The sequence below is a fragment of the Bradyrhizobium yuanmingense genome (genome assembly GCF_025200905.1).
In the GTDB taxonomy this organism is placed as follows: Bacteria; Pseudomonadota; Alphaproteobacteria; order Rhizobiales; family Xanthobacteraceae; genus Bradyrhizobium; species Bradyrhizobium yuanmingense.
The window spans coordinates 5,373,476-5,392,199 of record NZ_CP104173.1; the positions used below are offsets into that span (position 1 = coordinate 5,373,476).

The 18,724-nt window shown below is 56.4% G+C and carries 10 protein-coding genes and 1 pseudogene; 2 read left to right on the forward strand and 9 right to left on the reverse strand.

Annotated features, from left to right (window positions below):
- Positions 1–225: 225 nt before the first annotated feature.
- Positions 226–710, forward strand: a pseudogene (locus N2605_RS36520) (alcohol dehydrogenase catalytic domain-containing protein); the annotation flags it as partial.
- Between the two features lie 5 nt (positions 711–715).
- A complete protein-coding gene (locus N2605_RS25355) occupies positions 716–1,069 on the forward strand; it encodes an SDR family NAD(P)-dependent oxidoreductase (RefSeq protein ID WP_260343470.1) in 354 nt (117 codons plus the stop codon).
- A gap of 118 nt (positions 1,070–1,187) precedes the next feature.
- On the opposite strand, the gene N2605_RS25360 is transcribed toward N2605_RS25355, so the two are convergent.
- The 9 genes from N2605_RS25360 to noeE form a co-directional block, all read right to left on the reverse strand.
- On the reverse strand, positions 1,188–2,525 hold the full coding sequence (locus tag N2605_RS25360; RefSeq protein WP_260343472.1) for a glutamine synthetase family protein: 1,338 nt from the start codon (positions 2,523–2,525) through the stop codon (positions 1,188–1,190).
- Positions 2,525–3,811 carry an ATP-grasp domain-containing protein gene (locus N2605_RS25365; protein ID WP_260343473.1) on the reverse strand — a complete coding sequence of 429 codons (1,287 nt, stop codon included), beginning with the start codon at positions 3,809–3,811 and terminating at the stop codon, positions 2,525–2,527. The genes N2605_RS25360 and N2605_RS25365 overlap by 1 nt, the downstream gene beginning before the upstream one ends.
- A complete protein-coding gene (locus tag N2605_RS25370; protein WP_260343474.1) occupies positions 3,808–4,677 on the reverse strand; it encodes an EamA family transporter in 870 nt (289 codons plus the stop codon). The genes N2605_RS25365 and N2605_RS25370 overlap by 4 nt, the downstream gene beginning before the upstream one ends.
- Positions 4,678–4,839: 162 nt before the next feature.
- Positions 4,840–5,658, reverse strand: a complete 819-nt coding sequence (locus N2605_RS25375) for a gamma-glutamyl-gamma-aminobutyrate hydrolase family protein (RefSeq protein ID WP_260343475.1) — start codon at positions 5,656–5,658, stop codon at positions 4,840–4,842.
- On the reverse strand, positions 5,655–6,713 hold the full coding sequence (gene rtxC, locus N2605_RS25380; protein ID WP_260343476.1) for a dhydrorhizobitoxine desaturase: 1,059 nt from the start codon (positions 6,711–6,713) through the stop codon (positions 5,655–5,657). The genes N2605_RS25375 and rtxC overlap by 4 nt, the downstream gene beginning before the upstream one ends.
- A 30-nt stretch (positions 6,714–6,743) precedes the next feature.
- Entirely contained in the window at positions 6,744–9,155 is a 2,412-nt protein-coding gene (locus N2605_RS25385; protein WP_425248811.1) for a 2-aminoethylphosphonate--pyruvate transaminase, read from the reverse strand.
- A 2,224-nt stretch (positions 9,156–11,379) separates the two neighbouring features.
- Positions 11,380–13,263, reverse strand: a complete 1,884-nt coding sequence (gene cysN, locus N2605_RS25390) for a sulfate adenylyltransferase subunit CysN (RefSeq protein ID WP_260343478.1) — start codon at positions 13,261–13,263, stop codon at positions 11,380–11,382.
- The gene (gene cysD / locus N2605_RS25395; protein WP_260343479.1) at positions 13,263–14,162 is read right to left on the reverse strand and encodes a sulfate adenylyltransferase subunit CysD; all 900 of its coding nucleotides are present in this window, start codon (positions 14,160–14,162) and stop codon (positions 13,263–13,265) included. Before cysD ends, cysN begins: the two co-directional genes overlap by 1 nt.
- A gap of 274 nt (positions 14,163–14,436) precedes the next feature.
- Complete coding sequence (gene noeE, locus N2605_RS25400; RefSeq protein WP_260343480.1) at positions 14,437–15,537, reverse strand: nodulation protein NoeE; 1,101 nt, start codon at positions 15,535–15,537, stop codon at positions 14,437–14,439.
- Positions 15,538–18,724: the final 3,187 nt, after the last annotated feature.

Sequence of the window (18,724 nt, forward strand, 5' to 3'; positions counted from 1 at the left end):
ACGCTCGGCCCATAACCGGATCGAAACTCTCACGGCAGGCATTCCGACGACGTGAAACCACCTCACGGGCGATTACAGGGGGCGCTCATCCATTCCGCCGGACGTTGGTATGGAAGTTGCTGTCTCCACTCGCGCCGCCCCATGCAATTGCGCCATCGCCACTGATGCCTACTCAACGCGCGCTATCGCAGGGCTCTGTATCTAGTAAAGCGTAAGGATTCTGATATGAAGGCGCTCGTCAAGACCAAGTCTGAGCCCGGTCTCTGTCTACGCGACGAGCCCGTGCCCATGATCGGACCGAATGACGTCTTGATCAGGGTCAAGAAGACCGGGATCTGCGGTACGGATCTTCATATTTTCCGCTGGGACGAATGGGCTCGTAGGACAGTGCCTGTGCCGATGGTGGTGGACCACGAGTTCGCGGGCGAGATAGTTGATCTCGGCTCGGCCGTCCAAGGCCTTGCATGCGGCCAGCGTGTGACGGGGAGAAGGCCATGTAATCGCAATGCACGGTCGCGCCGCTCGCAGCGGACGCTTTCACCATGTCGCGCAACCAACAAGGGCTGGGCGTCAACATCCAGGGCCCATTTGCTGAATACGTGAAAATTCCCGCCTTTAACGTCATACCGCTGCCCGATGATATCGATGACGATGTCGGTGCTATTCTCGATCCGCTTGGCAACGCGGTCCATACCGAACCGTCCTTCGACACAAAGTGGTATCTATCGGTTCCATTTCCGACTATCAGGGTAACCAGGGCTTCGCTGCTTACTGCACGTCGAAAGGCGGCGCCCTCAATTTCACCCGCCAAGTCGCCATGGATTACGCACTGCATGGCATCAACGTGAACGCCGTCGCTCCCGGCTTTATCTACACGCCGATGACCGACATCTACGACAAGAACACCAAGGCGAAGTTTGCAGCACAGACACCCGACGGAAAGTGGGGTACTCCGCAACAAATTGCAGATGCTGTGATGTTCCTCAGCTCCAGCTTGGCTGACCACATCCACGGCCAAAGCATCCTCGTCGATGGCGGATGGACATTGGGTGTCTTCACTCAACCCTAGCCGAAAGCCACGAAACTTGAATGCCTCTTCAATCCGAGTTTTGTAGGGCGGAGGCGTGTGTCAAGCGGAACGCACATGGTCGCGAGAAGAATGAATCGCAGAACTGTCAAGCGGCCGGCTAGATAATCTCGAAGTATCTCCGACGTTCAAAGTCGGTAACTCGATGTTGAACGGCTTCCCATTCCCAGCGCCGTGAGCAAGAAAACGCTTCAACAAACCTTTCGCCGAAGACATCGTTGGCGGCGGTCGACTGTGCAAACCAAGACGTCGCCGCTGATAAGCTTTGAGGCAGCCTGGCGGACGGAAGGATCATTTCTGCGCTTGCATCACCGACGTTCGGCGCGGACAGGGCCAGACCTTTCTCGACTCCCAATATTCCGGAACCAATGGCACATGCGAGCGCAAGGTATGGGTTCACGTCTGCACCAGCCAGCCGATATTCCAGACGATGGACGGATGGCTCTCCCGGAATGGCACGAACAGCGCAGGAGCGGTTGTCAACTCCCCAGCTTGGCGAGATTGGTGCCCAGCAGCCAGGCACCAGCCTCTTGTAGCTATTGAAGTTCGGCGCAGCGAGCACACAGAACTCATTCATGTAGTTTAATTGTCCGGCTATGAATTGCTTCATGAGCTTTGAGACGTTGCCGAACGCATTGCTGTCGTAAAACGCGTTCCGACCATCCGAGGACATCGAAACGTGAATATGCCCGGACTGGCCCGGCCACTCCTCGGAGACTTTGGCCATGAATGTAGCCATCATGCCTCGCCTTTGCGCCCATGCTTTTATCATCGACTTGAACATGGTTGCTCGATCGGCCGCTTCCAGCGCATCACAATGACGAAGTGACGCCTCGACCACGCCAGGCCCGGTTTCGAAGTGTAGTCCACTGAGAGGTATTCTAGCTTTCTCACATAGCGCCAAGATCTCATCGAACAGCTCATGTTGAGCGACGGATCGCATAATCGAGTAGCCGAACGGACCCTGCGTTAAAGGCGTCCATTCGCCGAATGGCTTATCCTCAATTGTGTCGGCGTTCTCCTTGAACAACATAAATTCAAACTCGAACCCGACAGCGCATCTGTACCCATGGTCAGCAGCCCTTCTCAGGACCTTCCGCAGAATACCCCGCGGGCAGATGTTCTCATGTTTGCCCGTGAACTCGGCGAGATAAAGATATTGATTGCCGACACAAGACACCAAACGACCTGTGGCTGACAGAATCCGCACATCAGCATCCCCGAATGCTGATAGCGGCTTCTGCGTGAAGCTGACCGGAATGACCCGATCAGAACAATCCCACGCCAACACTGCTTCAGAGAATTTGATGATTTTATCTCGGTTCGACAGATCTTCCCCTAAGACGTGTTTGCCTCGCAGTACACCGTCGAAATCGCTCACGCCGAACATCGCGGCTTGGGCTGCATTAGCTCCGGCCACCGTTGCTTCAGTTGGCATCAGTCGCTATCCCGCGTCACCAATTCGAACACCTGGTCCATACGCATCGCCCGCAACTTGCGGTAGTCATCATCGAGCTGATTCATGTCGCTATTCACGAGATAAACGATGCCTGGCGTCGAGGCCAAGTCTATGGTTGGAACTAGCTCTCCACCAATCGGGACGAATGCGATAGCATCCGCAAAGCTTGGGAGCCTCCGGATTTCTTCGAGCCCCGGGTAACCGGTAACGACACCGCCCCTATCCGAGATCAGCGAGACGCATTGTGCGTGCGCTTTTCGCTTATAGGGCCCGCGCTGCCTCATGTACTCACTAAAGCCCTTGGGATCTGCGTAGCGCCAGGCCGTCAGCGTCATATGGTTATGCCCCAACGCCATGGTTCGCGCTTTTGCCGACATAGTCCCCTGAAGCCTCGCTCCGAAGTCCACCAGAACCGGACCCCGATGATCGACGATGATCTCGGCATGAGCCGGTCCTTCGGTGATCTGAAGCGCCTGCAACGCACGGTCCAGGTAGCCGGACAGTTCCTGAACGATTGGTTCGCTGCCCTCCAACAATCTCTCAAGTGAGCAGACCGATGATGCCCCCTCGATAGGAACGGTGTCATAGGTCCAGGCCTCCGTAACGAAGGCTTCCGCATGGATCGAGACGGCGTTTACGGTATATTGCTGACCGTTGATCTTTTCTTGAGCCAGGGCGAAACGATTCAACGCTCCGACACGGTTCGTTTTTCCGACAATTGCGCTTAGAGCCCGCTGAATATCAGCATCCGTCGAGCAAAAGAATACATCCTCGGTGCCCGTACTGTTCAGAGGCTTAATCACGATGTCGTCAAACTTAGCTTCACGCTTCCAGCTTACGATCTCTGCAGCATTGTCGGACACGACTTGTCTGATCGATCGCACGCCCGCATAGGTCAGCGCGCAAGACAATCGGGCTTTGTCGCGCCGAGCAGCGGATAGCGCGGTCCCATTTGATGGTAAGCCCAGCCGCTCCGACAAAGAATCGGCGAGCTCAACTCCGGTCTCGCAGCCCGCGATTACGAACTCCAATTCCCTGCCATGGAGAGCCTGAAGATGATATTCAACGATTTCGTCATACCCCATACGCTCGCTGGGGCGAATGACTTCGTCATAGAGGTCCGCATTGAAATGCGATTGGAATATCGGTGGAATCTGTGCAGCCGACATCACATGCACCGTTCCAATTCCATAACACTTGAACTCTTCCGGGAGGTATCGGCCGGTAGAGTATGCGTCTACGATTACACAATTCCGTTCTTTCATGCGGATCTCCGGTACTGCAAGTAGATGTTGCCGACAGCGACAGCGGTAATGAGGACATTCCCAACGAACGTATGTGAGGAAGGCACGATGCGAGAATCGAAGTACTGAAACAGGAAGGTGATGATGGGGGCGGTGGACAGGACCATGTTGACGGTGATGGGCTCTACGCGGCGAATGCCCTGCTGGATCAAGAGCAAAGGCAAAACGATCGTTGACAGCCCAATTGCTGCGATTGCAAACCAGTGCTGCGAGATCTCAAGCACGATAGAGGAACGGTCGACCAGCCCCAGCAGCAAGAGGATGGTTCCATAAAAGCGATGTGCCAGCACTTGTCGGCCGGAAAGCCCACGGTCGAACAGCAATTTGACCAGTATATTTGTAAGGGCGAGCGATAGGCCGGCCACGATGGCCAGGGCCATTCCAAAGGACGATCGAGCCCCCCACTCCACGCCCGCATTGCCACTGGCCGAGATCCAAATCATGTAAGCCCCGATCGTCGCGATCGCGGCGCTCACGACAATATCGGATCTCGGCGGGGCGCCGCTGCGCCTGATCAATGCGTTTAACCACACCGTTGCGGCGGGGCCCAACGCTACCATGAAGGCAACGACGATCGCAGGTTCAGCATATTTCAGTCCGATAAATAGGCCGATCCAGCTGATCGCCGTCACGACGTTAAGTGCGACAAGGACCAGGAGCGACCGATTTGCCACTTTTGCCTCGCCTCCCTCGCGGCAAGCCAAGAAGTTGAACGTCAGACAAACTACGGCGAAAGACAGCAGGAGCGCGACGAACACGTCTGCTTGCTGAAAATACGATGCCGCATAAACCTCCCCTGCCGCGCTCAGAACGACATAAAGGGCCACAAAGAACACTCCTAGAGCGAAGCCACTCGTAGATCGTCGAACTTTCTCGTACCCGCGGCGGGGGGCGGCGCTCTCGGAATTCCAGGCGCACGCGCCCATTTCGGAGGACTGCGCTTTCGGCTCGGACGGGCCACGTTTCGTTTGCAATATCACGAGCTGCCTCTAGCCCTTCTTGGTCCAGCAGTACCCAGCACACGCCTCTCCAAATGCTTTGAACAGTTGCCTGCTGAGGAGGTCGGTTGAGACGTGCCATTCGGGGTGCCATTGCACACCGATTTGCAGGGTCGGAGCGCCAATCACTGAAGCTGCCTCGACCAGACCGTCGGGCGACCACGCCTCGCGTCTCAGCGCTGGGGCAAGCGCCTCGATGCCTTGATTGTGCAGCGAATTGACTTGCGCTTCGATTGTCCGGGCGATTGGAAAGAGTGCGCCCTCGGATGATATCCTGACGTTGTGCGCGGGATCGTACTGGCGGTCCCTGGGGCGATCTGCCTTCTCGGCATGCATGGCACCGCTTTCTCGGCTCCACTCCGCAAGCGACGCGCGGAGTGTGCCGCCGAAATAGACGTTGAGTTCCTGAAGCCCACGGCAGATACCCAGAATAGGCATTCCGAGCGCGATGGCGCTCTCTATGGCTCCGGCAGAGAGCCTGTCCCGCGGACGGTCAAGGATTCCAGGCTCAACATCCTGTCGATCAGGATCCGCAAAGGATTTAGGCGCTGACAGGACGGCGGGGTCGACGTTCGATTCATCACCTGTCAAGACCAGACCGTCGAGCCGCCGCATCATGGCCGTGGCGACTTCTTCCCTCACATCTTCCGCATCGACGGTCGGTAATATGACGCAAGCCACTCCCGCATGATGATGGAGTGCCTGCACGTACTTGCGCCTTAACCAGTCGCGATGCACACCATCGACCAAAAGCCGGTTCGAAGTGACCGCGACAACGGCTCGGGCGCGCTCGGGCTGTTGCAACCTCACGCCACCTGCCCTCGCGTGTCAGCGCCAGCAACGGACTGCTCATACAGCCGACGATTTCGCTCTTTCAACTGAGTTATGACGCTAGGCTGACCTTGAGGTCCCTTGACAAAGAGCCCGCCCCAAGTCGCGGCGACCTTCGCGTAGTTCGGATCCTGCATTCGGATTTTCTGGGCCTTGCGCAACAGCCAGAACGGGATACCGGGTGAAAGGTGGTGCTCAAGGTGGTACTCATCCAAATTCTGCCCGAGGATGGCTCGCTCCAGGAAGCTGCCTTTCCGATTTCTTGTGAGATAGACGTTCTGCGTCTCGGTTTCGCACATGGGTGAGTGCTCGGCGAGTTCGATGAACCAACCGAGGACCTGAAACGTGGTGAGATAGGGCACAATCCAGAACAGGACGACGATATGGAGCAGCCCAAGAGCGTATGAACCGGCCAGAATGCTGATCCAGAAGAGATAGAAGCAACACTTATCGACCAGTATGCCTGACCGGCTCTGATCCTCGGCTTCATCGATCGAAAACCGATTGGTCCAAAGATACTTCAGATAGGCTACTGTCGCGCCGCCGAAGATCGGCTTCCAGATCATGTTGAAGGCGTATCGCTCCGGAGGCTGCACGTCGTAAACACCTCTGGCCAGGAAGAACTTCAGATCAGGATCCTTGTCCGGATCGCCAAGATAGGGATGATGCAAGTAGACATGGGATATCCGATAGGCCCAGTGGCGCTGGAACAGGGGATAGGAGGCGAACAGAATACCAAGGATATAATTCCAGGTGGTGTTCTTGGCGAGCGTGCGGTGTGCCGCATCATGAGCGATGGTTGTCAATCCGCGCTGATAAGCACCAATCAGAAGAACGGCCAGCGGGTAGAGCCACCACGAGACGGAGACAGTCGCGATCGTGCACACCGTGATGACAGCGTAATCTTTGGCAATGTAGGCGGCCCCTGTGATATTGTCGGGCCTGAGCTCCGAGAGTTGCTTATTGATCTCGCGACTGAATTGAACGGCCTCAAAGCGTGATGACCTCAATTTCCAAGCGTCTGCCTGATTCATGATAACCTCTCCTGATCACCTTGCAGGTTGTCAGATTGCGGAAAGCGCCTTGTCCAGATCGCGCAAGATGTCGTTGACATCTTCGATCCCGACACAAAGCCGGATCGAGCCGCCAAATATGCCGGCGGCTTCACGCTTTTCCCGCGGCACAGTGGTATGCGTCGTCGAGACAGGATGAGTCACGAGCGTGCGGGCATCTCCCACATTCGAAACGTGATACATCAAATCGACGTTCTGAATGAACTTTCGTCCCGCCCGTTCGTCCTCCACTTCGAACATGACCATCGCCCCGTGTCCGTATGCGGTATTGAGTGTCTGCTCGACGACTTCCTGATCGGCGCCTTCAAAGAGCCCCGGGTAGAAGACGCGACGCACCTTCGGATGCTCCTTGAGAACACCGGCGACGATCTTGGCATTCGCGCAGTGCTGCTTCATGCGAAGGGGCAGCGTTTCGAGCCCTTGGATGAGTTGAAAGCTCGCAAACGGGGCGATGGCAGCGCCGGTATCGCGCAACCAGGTCATGCGAGCCTTGAGGAGAAACTCACTCTTTCCAAGATCGCCGACATCGCGCACCGCGTTATGCCAGACAATTCCGCCATGCGCCTCGTCGGGACGGTTGAACAATGGAAAGCGGGACGCTCCCCGGTAGCTAAACTCGCCGTTGTCAACGATCAGCCCGCCGAGCGTCGTGCCATGGCCGGATATATATTTCGTTGCGGAGTACGTCGTAATCGCAGCGCCGAGATCTGAGGGCCGGCATACCAGCGGCGTGGTCGTATTGTCCACGACCAGAGGCACGCCGTATTTTCTGCCGATCTCCGCCAACTGCTTGACCGGGAGAGGAATCAGACAGGGATTCGAAATCACCTCTCCGAACAGGCATATCGTGCGATCATCAATGGCGCGCTCGAATGTCTCCAGCCTTCGAGGATCTGCCGTCCTGACGCTAATGCCGAGGCGCTTTAATGTATTGTGGAGCAGATTCCACGTATTGCCATATAGATACGGAGAGGCGACGACATTGTCGCCAACTTCGCCACTCGACAGGTTGACGATGGCAAGGAACGTCGCCGCTTGACCTGACGCAACGGCGAGCGAATCGCTTCCCATGTCGACCGCGGCGTAGCGCTTTTCCAGCGCGCGGGTCGTCGGATTGATGATCCTCGTATAGGTGTATCCATCGGCCTTGACGTTGTAGACGTCAGCGATGTGGTTTAGATCGCCATCGAGCTCATAAGCCGTATTCTGATAGATCGGCACTGCGACAGCTTTTGTCACCGGATCGCGTCGATAGCCCGCATGCAGAACAGCAGTCTCGGCAGAAAACGACAGCTGCCGGTCCCCAGACGCTCGAGCCGGCACCTTTACGCGAGCCCCCCATGCCTCTTGGCCCGACATTAGCGTTTCTGACCTAGCCTGACCGGAACGAAAATATGTACGAAAAGCGCACCCCAACCGCTCGATCCAGCTGGATTGGATTTCCCCGATGCAACCGACGCGAAAACTGCGCGTCGCAAGATGCAGCTTCGAGTAGACGTAGAGATTGTGGGCCGCCAAGTGGCGATACAGCCCATCGAATCCAGCCTGATCCACAATTCCGGACGGCGCACGAAACGCAACGCAGACCGGCGACTGCAAGTCCGGGGGCAACAGCGGAGACACCATCCCCTCGAGTTCTTTGACGATATTGTCCCTGACCTTCTCATACCTGAGGCGCCTGGCATCGATGCCCTCCTCGTGCAGAATCTTCAACGCCATCGTCGTCGCCTGAACGATGTGGGTCGGAGGGGTCGACCGCCACTCACCGGTACGCTCAAGCGAGAGCCACTGATCTCTCACATCGAGCACAAACGATCTCGGTTCCTGAACCGCATTCTCCAGCAGCTCGCGCGAGGCGATGACAAACGCTACTCCCGGCGGCCCTTCTATGCACTTGTTGCTCGATGTGACCAGCACGTCAGGCCCGCGCTCCCTCAGGTCGATATTGAGGGCGCCGAAAGAACTCATCCCATCGATGATGGTCTTTACGCCACGTCGCCTCGCCTCCACCACTATCTCGTGCAGCGGATTGACGATCCCGGTTGTTGTCTCGCAATGCACCAAACATAGGTGGGTAACGCCAGGATTCTGGCTCAAATACGCGCCAATTTCCTGAGGATCCAAAGGATCGGTGGCTCGCTTGACAAGCTTTAGCGCTTCGACGCCCCAAAGCCGCAACATTTGTAAAATGCGCTCGCCGTAGATGCCATTTATGCAAACGAGCGGCCTGTGGGCTCGCGACACAAATGAAGAGAGGGCGGCCTCCATTGCAAAGGAGCCGCCTCCCTGAATAGGCACCACGGAATAGTCCTCAGCATTTCCCAGCAAGCCGAGGGTCAGCCGCCTCATGCAGGCGGTCACCTCCTTGAACTCGTCATCGCGAGATGCGAGATCAAGCTGCATCTGGCTTCTCACCGCCAGCGACAATGACAATGGACCAGGCGTCAGCAAAGAGCGCTGTCTTGTCAAACCATTCTCCTCAAGTTGCATTCTTCGTTGGATCGGGAGTACGCCCACGCCACCAGATGACCCTTCCGTGGCGCGCGCCGCCTTCCTCGATCAACAGCTTTGAATCAATCGCCATAGGTCACGGGCGCGTTTGGCGGCGACTTCCAAGCCCCACAGATTACAGCTCCAATTTTCACCACCGACGCACAGCGATCCTTCACGAAGCTATTACCGAACCCATTCGGACCCTCCCAAATCACCCTTGGCACTGCGCGCCCGAGCGTAAGGCGCACCGACCCACACTCTCATCCAACCATCACGCATGCTCCGGTGAGCCGTCGCTTTCTTGCGTCAGGCAAGCGCCAGGTCGTCGACGACTTACGCGTGACCTGTGCCACTCAGGTGCACTTTACGTCCAGAAAAGCGATGCCGTCGGGTCATTGCGCCCGGATGCAGATCAGCGCATGGGTGATGGTCCTTCGCAGCGGAATTCTGATGGCTCGACTTGATTCATACAGACTCTGTCACTGTTGAAGGATTTGGTGCGCTGATACCGTCATTGTCCATTTGGAGATCGTACAACTTGACGTTACGGGCGTTTCAACCCTCTCCAAGGATCCTCTCGAGTATTTTTTTGACTGCCTTCTGATAGCGACAATCCGTCGGACCCGGCTGCGTGCGGAGGTCCACAGCGAGCTAGAATAATTTATGGGTTCGACATCACCACCGACAGTTGGGATTGTACCTGCGAGCGCGGACACTTGCAGTGACTCGATCATCCCGATCGTCCGTCCGCATGAGCTGCTGGCCATCGGACCAGATAACAGTAAGGACTTCTGCGCCGTGCCGGGGGATCTTGCCGGATGCTGGTGCGTCGAAAGTGTACGCCGCATAGCCTCCATCATGTCGTCGCGCTTGGGCGAAGCGGCCTTTTGCGACCGTAGTCGAGGCGGGCTTGATAGCAATTGGGCGGCCTTGGTTCGCGGGCGTTAGCCACGATCCGTTCGACATCTGCAGGCGACCAGAACGTGTCGCCCTAAATTGCCCGGAATATGTGGAGCCGATTCCAGAAGGATCGTACGCGTCCCTTCCGAAAGCGATCGCGAGGCTGGCAACACCTCTCGGGCGTCCATGCTGCTTCGCGGCAAGAACGTTTCATTGATCGATCATGGCTGCGGCGACGTGCTTTGGTTAATGGCTGGCCCAAAGCTTCGGCTGCAAGGTGACAGGAGTGTCTAGGCATCACCGACACTCGACGAACACAAGCACCTGACTGCTAGGGGCTGGCCCGGTGAACCTCACTTCGACCCGTTCTGCTTGCGTTGACTCTCTGCAGCACCTGATCGTTGATGCGAGCCTGAGTTCGATGCAGTTTCGCGCGATCGAGCACGTTGACGGTTGACCAGAGCGGATCATCAAGAGATCATCCTTGGTCACTTGCCACAGATGAGCTCCTCTGTCTTTTCTGTCGTGCCCGCCGCCGCCTTCATAGCGATCAAAAACGCTGGGAAGCCGGAACAGAGTAGGACCGTAAAGCGTGGGGGAACTCCCTAGCACAGGCTACTTAACGTTCACTGCAGCCACGCCTGCATGCGAAGGTTTGGGGCGTACGCCGACGGTGTCCGCAGACGAGCGGCGAACACAAGGAAGCAAGCTTCCCGAGCGCTGGAATCGTCCCATCAGGAGCGGTCGTGATCGACGCTGGGTACGCGAAACCGAGCGAAAGCTCGCAGATGAACAGGCCAGGAACACTCCGGCCCAAGTCTCACACTGCGCCGACAGATCGAAGCGGCCGGTTCGCGGCTCCGGCTCGACTCAAACGAGACCTCAGCGCGTCGCTGAACAAACGCGCAGCAAGAATCGCTAGCTCGGAATAATCAAGTTATCCGAAGCCGGACTTCCTCTCTGGTCTTTTTCAGTGCGTCGTAGATTCTGCTCTTCAGCATCGGAGGGCGTTTCTTGAGCTCCTCCGCTCCTGCCCATGTACCATCTTTGCTCGCGTACTCGGTTTTGAATTGACCATCCACTTCGAGTACATAACCGGAAGCGGGCAATCGACGAGTGGGTGCGACCATTTTATTCCTCTCGAGCGAAAAGTCAGATCGCAGGGCCCGCCTGGGCCGACTCTCCTGCCGCGGCATCAGGCCATCATGCGAATTGATGAGCGATGCGAGGACATCTAACCATTAAGAATTGAGCGCGCTATCAATACATCCACTACCGCTTTCGCTGAATGCTCAAGCGTCTGCTCTATGGTCCTGAGATGAATGTCCGGTGTTTCCGGTGCTTCGTAGCACGAATCGATCCCCGTGAAGTTCTTGATGGTGCCGGATTTCACCTTTGAATACAGCCCTTTTGGGTCTCGCCGCGCGCATTCCTCGATCGGCGTATCGACAAAGACCTCGATGAACTCTTCCTTGCCAACCAGACTTCGCACCCTGTCCCGCTCGGCCCGAGTGGGCGAGATGAACGAGCAGATCACGATCAAGCCGCTGTCCGCCATCAACTTGGCAACTTCACCGACACGCCGAATGTTCTCCACACGGTCCGCCTCGGAGAAACCGAGGTCCGCATTTAATCCGTGCCGGAGATTGTCGCCATCCAGCAGCACGGTATGCCTCGACATGGCAAACAGCTTTTGATCGACGAGGTTGGCAATCGTCGACTTTCCGGCCCCAGACAGTCCGGTGAACCAGACGACGCAAGGCTTCTGATTCTTCAGCGCAGCGCGCTCCCTTCTATCCACGCATAGCGCTTGCCTAGCACTATTGGCGGCCCGCCGTAGCGGAAAGGCAATCATGCCGGCGCCGACCGTACGGTTCGTGTAACGGTCGATGAAGATAAATGATCCGGTCTTTCGATTGACGTCGTAAGGATCGAATACTGCGGGCATTGTGGTCGCAACATCGCAGAAGGCGATCTCGTTCAGGGAAACCATGCGGGAGGCCAGATGCTCACAGGTGTTGACGTCGATCCGATGTCTAATTGCAGTAATGCTGCCAGAAATCGTCTGCGATCCAATCCGCAGGACATAATTGCGTCCGGGAGCGAGCGGCTCCTTGTCCATCCAGATCACGTGTGCGGCGAACTGGTCGGCGACGTTCGGTTCGTCATCCGGTCGCGACAGAATGTCGCCACGGCCAATATCGATCTCGTCTTCGAGTGTAATGGTAACCGCGTCCCCGGCTTCGGCACCCGCGAGGTCGCCACCGTGGGTCACGATCCGCTTCACGCACGTGGTCCGTCCCGACGCGGCCACAACAACCTCGTCTCCTACCGAGATCCTCCCGGAAGCCACCGTCCCCGCATAGCCCCGAAAATCCGAGTTTGGCCGGTTCACCCACTGGACCGGAAAACGGAAACCGAGGTTTGCGGTGCCCGACTGGATGTCAATGCTCTCCAAATACTCAAGGAGGCAGGGGCCATGATACCAGTTGGTATGAGCGGAGCGGTCCACAACATTGTCGCCGTAGTAGGCCGAGATCGGGATCGGAACGATTGAGGTGAAGCCGAGACCGGCGGCAAAGGCCAGGTAGTCACGGGCGATCCGATCGAAGCATTCCTTGTTGTATGCGACAAGATCGATCTTGTTCACTGCCAGCATGATATGACGAATACCGAGCAGCGAACAGATAAAGGAGTGGCGGCGGGTCTGAACCATTACGCCTTTGCGGGCATCGATCAGGATGATGGCGAGCTGGGCATGCGAGGCGCCGGTAGCCATATTACGGGTATACTGCTCGTGGCCCGGAGTGTCGGCCACCATGAAGGAGCGCCGCGGCGTCGTGAAGAAGCGGTAGGCGACGTCGATCGTGATGCCCTGCTCCCGTTCGGCCTCGAGCCCGTCCACGAGCAGCGCGAAGTCGATGTTATTCCCGGTGCTACCGTGCTTGATGCTGTCGCGTTCCAGCACCGTGAGCTGATCGTGGTAGATCATCTTACTGTCGTGCAGTAATCGGCCGATCAGCGTCGATTTGCCGTCGTCTACCGAGCCACATGTGATGAATCGCAGCTGATCCTTTGTCCGGGCCGGGACGGGTTCCGTTTTCGGCTTTGTAGACATCAAAAGTAGCCTTCCCGCTTCTTCTTCTCCATTGAAGCAGCGTCATCGGTATCGATTAGGCGTCCCTGGCGCTCCGACACAGTCGTAGTCCGCATTTCTGCGACGATCTCTTCGATCGTCGACGCGTCCGATTCAATAGCCCCGCTCAAAGGATAACATCCAAGCGTGCGAAACCGGATCATCCTCATTTCCGGCGTCTCGCCGCATTTAAGCGGCAACCGCTGGTCATCGACCAGGATCAACGCACCATCTCGGCGCACTATCGGTCTTTGTTTTGCAAAGTAGAGCGGAACGACCGGAATTTTCTCGATCATGATGTATTCCCAAACGTCGAGCTCGGTCCAGTTTGACATGGCAAACACGCGCATCGTTTCGCCCTGGCGGATACGTGTGTTGAACAGGCTCCAGAGCTCCGGCCGCTGGTCACGTGGGTCCCATACGTGTCCGGCCGAACGGAAGGAGAGTATCCGTTCTTTTGCACGACTCTTTTCCTCATCGCGCCGGGCTCCGCCAAAGGCGGCATCAAACCCGTGGATGTCGAGCGCCTGCTTCAGAGCGTCGGTCTTCATTACCTGGGTATGAAGCGCGGAGCCGGAATCGATCGGATTGATGCCGCGCGCGATGCCCTCTTTGTTGACATGGACGATCAGGTCGAGGCCGAGCCGCCCGACTGTCGTGTCTCGAAAGCTGATCATCTCCCGGAACTTCCAGGTCGTGTCCACGTGAAGCAGGGGGAAGGGCAATTTTGCCGGATAGAACGCCTTGATCGCAATGTGCAGCATCACGCTGGAGTCTTTTCCGATAGAGTAAAGCATGACCGGCCTTCTGAACTCGGCGACCACATCACGCATGATTTCAATGGATTCAGCTTCGAGACGGCGCAGATGTTTCGGTAGCATATATCTTCTTTTCAATGCAGGATCTCTGTTCCCGCCGTTCTATGGCTCCCGCCCAGAGTGACAATATCCGTGGCGGAAACGGCCGGCGACGACGCATGGCTCGTTCATCAGGTCAAGCCACGTTGGACAGCAGACTTGCAGACGCGGCAGCCTAGAGCATTCCGCCGCTGGTGTGGCCGGCGCCTGCGTCACAGCCGATCGGGGATCAGCTCGCGCGGGTTAAGTATGTGGCCACATCGACGAGCGTGTTCTGATAGCAAGCATTCAGATCCCCTTAGGAGTTATTGAGGATCTGCTCAAGCCGCGCGATCTCGCCTCGCAACATCTCGATAGCCACGTCGCGATTCTCCGAAACCTTCCAAGAAGTGTGGGCTGGCTCTCCAGCGTGAGATGGGGCGGATAACGCTCGCGATTTGGTCATTCGCAAATCCCACCATGTCCGGAATGTCCGGCGATAGAGTTCGGTTACCTCCCCTCTTGTGTCCAGAACTCCAGCTTGCTGGGCATGCAGCAGTTCCTCCTCGTATCCGAGTTCTAGAAAAACCTCGGCGCCGACCAGATCGGTCACCGTTTGCATCTCTTCGACGCTCAATTGAGATTGCCACGCGTCAACAGAGCTTTGGTCGATGGCGCTTCGCTCTAGGATTTTCCGGTCTCCGAACCTGCTGGTTCGGAGATAATCTGCCTGCCTCATCTCCGTAGATGTGAAGGCCGCAGGATCACACCCGAGCGCCGTCAGCAGACGCCGGATTTCCTTGTCCGGATGCGCCACGAGCAGTTCGTATTGCACCGATTGTGTCTGCGGGCGAGTGCGGTGCGCGACTAGCCTGGGAAGGCCCAGAACCAAATCGGCGAGCGAAGATATGATGCCGTCGGGCAGACGGAGCATGAGATCGACGAGACTGGAGACGCTGGGAGAATGCGAGCCTTCTGCCCGCAGTGGGATGCCCCACGTCGATTTCAGGGAGGCCGCGATGGCATAGGGATTGCGCATCAGAACGATATGTGGCGCTTCTGGATAGACAGACTCGAGAAACTCAAGCGCCGTCCAATAGCGTGGTGTCTTGTCTAGGATGATCCGCTTGTCCGCTTCTGCAAGATACTGATTATATGCCGCATCGGCAAAAGCGCGGCTGACGATCGTGCGATCTATCCGCCCCAAGAATTCGAAGGTCGCGGCCTCAATCAGTGAGCTGCCCGCCGGATGGCGGTGATCCACCCTGCCAAATGCTTCAAGGGCCAGCATCAACCAGGGTTCAGGCGGAGCCACAATGTCTGGATGATGCTGGAGCAGATGTGCCAGGAGTGTGGTCCCGGATCGTGGAAGACCGAGGAGAAAGCACACCGCAGGCAAACCGCTAGAACGTCCGCTCATCGGTCGGACACTCGTGCTTGAAAATCGCCCCTTGTCGGCGTTAGCTCGATTGCGCGAAACAAAGCCAATCGCCGGACCACATGAGAGCAGCTGCTTTCGTACCAAGTGTAAAAACGACAAGATCTTTTCATGCCACTCACGCGTTGGGAACCGTTCAGTTCGATGGATCGGGCGGGATCGCAGAAGGGATGACTGCAATCGCTTCATGCGATTGCTCGACAAGTAAAACCAAGTCAAGCGACCGCTCAATTGCACGGAGATTGATCGCGGATATGTGAAGGTTGGGAAGAACTATACGGAAGTTTGCCGAAGCCCGCTCGCGCACATGAAAGGCTTATGCGTATCGTCATAAGTTGGATGCGCTGGAGCCTTGATGGCAAATGCGGCATGTACCTCGCTGATGCTCGGCATACTCCCAACAGTTTCGGCATATGAGCAGAGTGCTGCAGAGATGCAGACCATATCGCGGACATCAGACTTAGCGGGACGCAGCAATCTTCTCAACGCAGGAGCGATCCAAATGCAACTTTCCAATGGGCGCTGGCGTTGGTCCGGTCAACGCACTGGTTTATTGCTCCGACCAGCTTGCTTTACACAAGCCCATTGGTCCAAACTGCAAGACGTATTTGGGTTAGCGGCTCTTGCAACGTTGCTTCTGACGGCGCTAAGAAGGGTTAGATCACGGAGCAGATCTAAGATGCCACGAGATTACCCGATCAGCAGGCGCGCTTGCCGCATCTTGCTGACGGAAGCGAGATTGTTCGGCCGTTCCTGTGGGAGACCCTTGACGGCTATGATCAACGCAATGTCTTCACTGCCGGTTATGGATCGCGAGCGGTCGTAACCGTTCAGACCACTTTCAATGATGAGAGGGTGCTGGAGCCCAGCATTGAAACTCGTCCAAAAAACCCCTCAGCGCGGATCGGCGAAGCTAATTTGCGACAAAATCCGTATAGGCACTGAGGGCGGCTGCGAGCCGCCCTACCGCGCCAGTACCAGCGCTGCCCAAAACTACCGCTGATGTCCGAGTCCGATTCCAAGATGTAAGGCCTTCTGACGGAGCGCACCGACGCTGCGTTTGGTCATCTTTGATATTTTTATGACCGGGGTTCGGGCCTTCGAATGGACTTTGAGCTCTTTGATATCTGCCCTCGTCCATTCGCGCCGCTTAACGCGTTTCTTGGTTGCTTTCTTCACGATGAATGCTCCTTTTGAAGAGGGGGGCTTGTAACATAGTTTTCTCGGCGCGACGACCGTAAAAAATAGACAATCTCATTGGAAGTCACGTCGGTCCCGCCTTTCGAACGCGAGCGGCTGGACTAGTGCAGCTGCTGGATTATAAATTTCATACAGAGGAATTGTAAGGTTGATACAGACCTCGCACTCTGAGAACGTTCTCATCGAGACATTTCTATTCGAAGCTAAGGAACCGACACGCTCTAGCAAATCACGACAAAGCTGAACAGGTCCAAGGGATGTGCGGACAAGAATGAAAAGACGTTGTGTTCCGCGCCCGCGATTGTTTCGAAAGAGTTGGCCGCGTAGATAAACCCAAGCTCAGCTTCTGCTTGATCGCGTGCTCTTTCTCGACTTCGCTTTCTTACGGATTCAAATTCGCCTAAAGAGACCGGCGCCGCTTGATGGCCTCGAGTGATGGGTTATTGGTGAAGTTCACGTGTGCCGACCTCCCATCCAAAATGCTTGTAGGTCGAGCTCGGATTCCAGCATGCCGCCCGCTGCCCGGGATGCCCTTATTCCAATGCAAGATCATCATGTCCAGTTTCCGCGATAAGGAATTTGCTGAAAGAGCAGAAAGACCGGCCTTTAACAAAGCTCCGGCTATATCCACGGCCTCGTAAGGGAGTGAGGCCTGATCAGCACCATGCGCGGGCGGAGCGCTCAAAGACGGGCAGAGACTCTCGCCGGCTGCCATCGTCAACCAATACACAGGTTCTGCCTGAACGATCGACCATCTTTCTCATATCTGACCAAAATGCCTTCCGCGAGATCAGTTTAGCCGCGCTGATGTGCGCGAAAGGCCGGATCCTCCATCCCTCAGGTTGACTCAAGTCAATATCCCCAGTCGTATTGAACAAACTTCAACACCCATTAACAACGACACTGTTTCTGAATTGAACTTCGCGATCTAGTCGAAGTACATCACCATCAGCAAGGGATTGAGCGGCTGGCGGCCACGCCGATAGCGGTTTACGAGGGCTCAATCGCTTGCCGTGGGGCGCTTTCTGCGTGCATTCGTTCCCAGCTGCGAAGTAAAACGGGGCGGCTGCTCAGCTTTCAGCTCTTGCGCGATCTCTCGCTCAACGTGCATAGTACGCCGATCTAAGTGTACCAGCGTCTCAGATAATCTCTTGCGTGCTAGGTGATAATCCCGCACCTGGCCTCCCGCTCGATCAGCCTTTGGCCGAAAATATCGAGTTGAGACGCGCGACTTGCGATACGCTGCATACGAGCTGGCCATTCGGGCCGCTGCTATAATAGATAGCCAAATGCTTCTTAACGACTTCGATGCTCGCCCGACCGCGCGGCTAGCCGGCAAGTCTCTTCAGTATGGACAGCTGAAAACTCAGGCGCACGCTATGGACTCAAGGAAACGCCTCATAATACTTTTCTGGAGGTAAGCTTCAGAGCCGCGCGGCGAAAAGAGAGCTTCCTCCTTAAGCGCGATGCACGACACCCGCCTGCCGTCGCCGCGGTAAGCAACGTTTTCGACGGAATCGGCGACATCCCGACCAGAGTGTCCCGAAGAACGGTTCAGCATTAGATAGCTGTGTAGACCAGGAGTATGGCGAGTTCTCAACTGCCGCATTTGACTCATTTGAGATCAAACGACGTCGGTCGTAACCACGCCGTTGTACATCTTGACGAATGACGTCGCTCACAAAACGAACCGCCCTGCTTCTTTCGCTTCCAATTGCCGCCCGATCCCGCGCGAATCGTTCGTGTGTTGGGTTCAAATAGATATCGAACATTTAGCGTATCTCTAGGCACGAGCGTAGATCGGCCGTTCATCCATCTGGTGGCATCGAAGAACGGTCTTCTTTAGAGTCACCTGAGGATCGAATGATATTCCAAAGCTCCCGTCCTGGTCCGTGAAGACTGTGACGGCACGAGGGTGCCGCAATATGCGAGAGTGCTCTACGGGCCGCTGAGAGGGCACTCGATGATC

Excerpts from the sequence above, each read along its gene's own strand:
- noeE (WP_260343480.1), bottom strand. The coding sequence starts at position 15,537 with ATGAGCGGACGTTCTAGCGGTTTGCCTGCGGTGTGCTTTCTCCTCGGT.
- N2605_RS25385 (WP_425248811.1), bottom strand. The coding sequence starts at position 9,155 with ATGCAGCTTGATCTCGCATCTCGCGATGACGAGTTCAAGGAGGTGACC.
- rtxC (WP_260343476.1), bottom strand. The coding sequence starts at position 6,713 with ATGAATCAGGCAGACGCTTGGAAATTGAGGTCATCACGCTTTGAGGCC.
- cysD (WP_260343479.1), bottom strand. The coding sequence starts at position 14,162 with ATGCTACCGAAACATCTGCGCCGTCTCGAAGCTGAATCCATTGAAATC.
- N2605_RS25360 (WP_260343472.1), bottom strand. The coding sequence starts at position 2,525 with ATGCCAACTGAAGCAACGGTGGCCGGAGCTAATGCAGCCCAAGCCGCG.
- N2605_RS25365 (WP_260343473.1), bottom strand. The coding sequence starts at position 3,811 with ATGAAAGAACGGAATTGTGTAATCGTAGACGCATACTCTACCGGCCGA.
- cysN (WP_260343478.1), bottom strand. The coding sequence starts at position 13,263 with ATGTCTACAAAGCCGAAAACGGAACCCGTCCCGGCCCGGACAAAGGAT.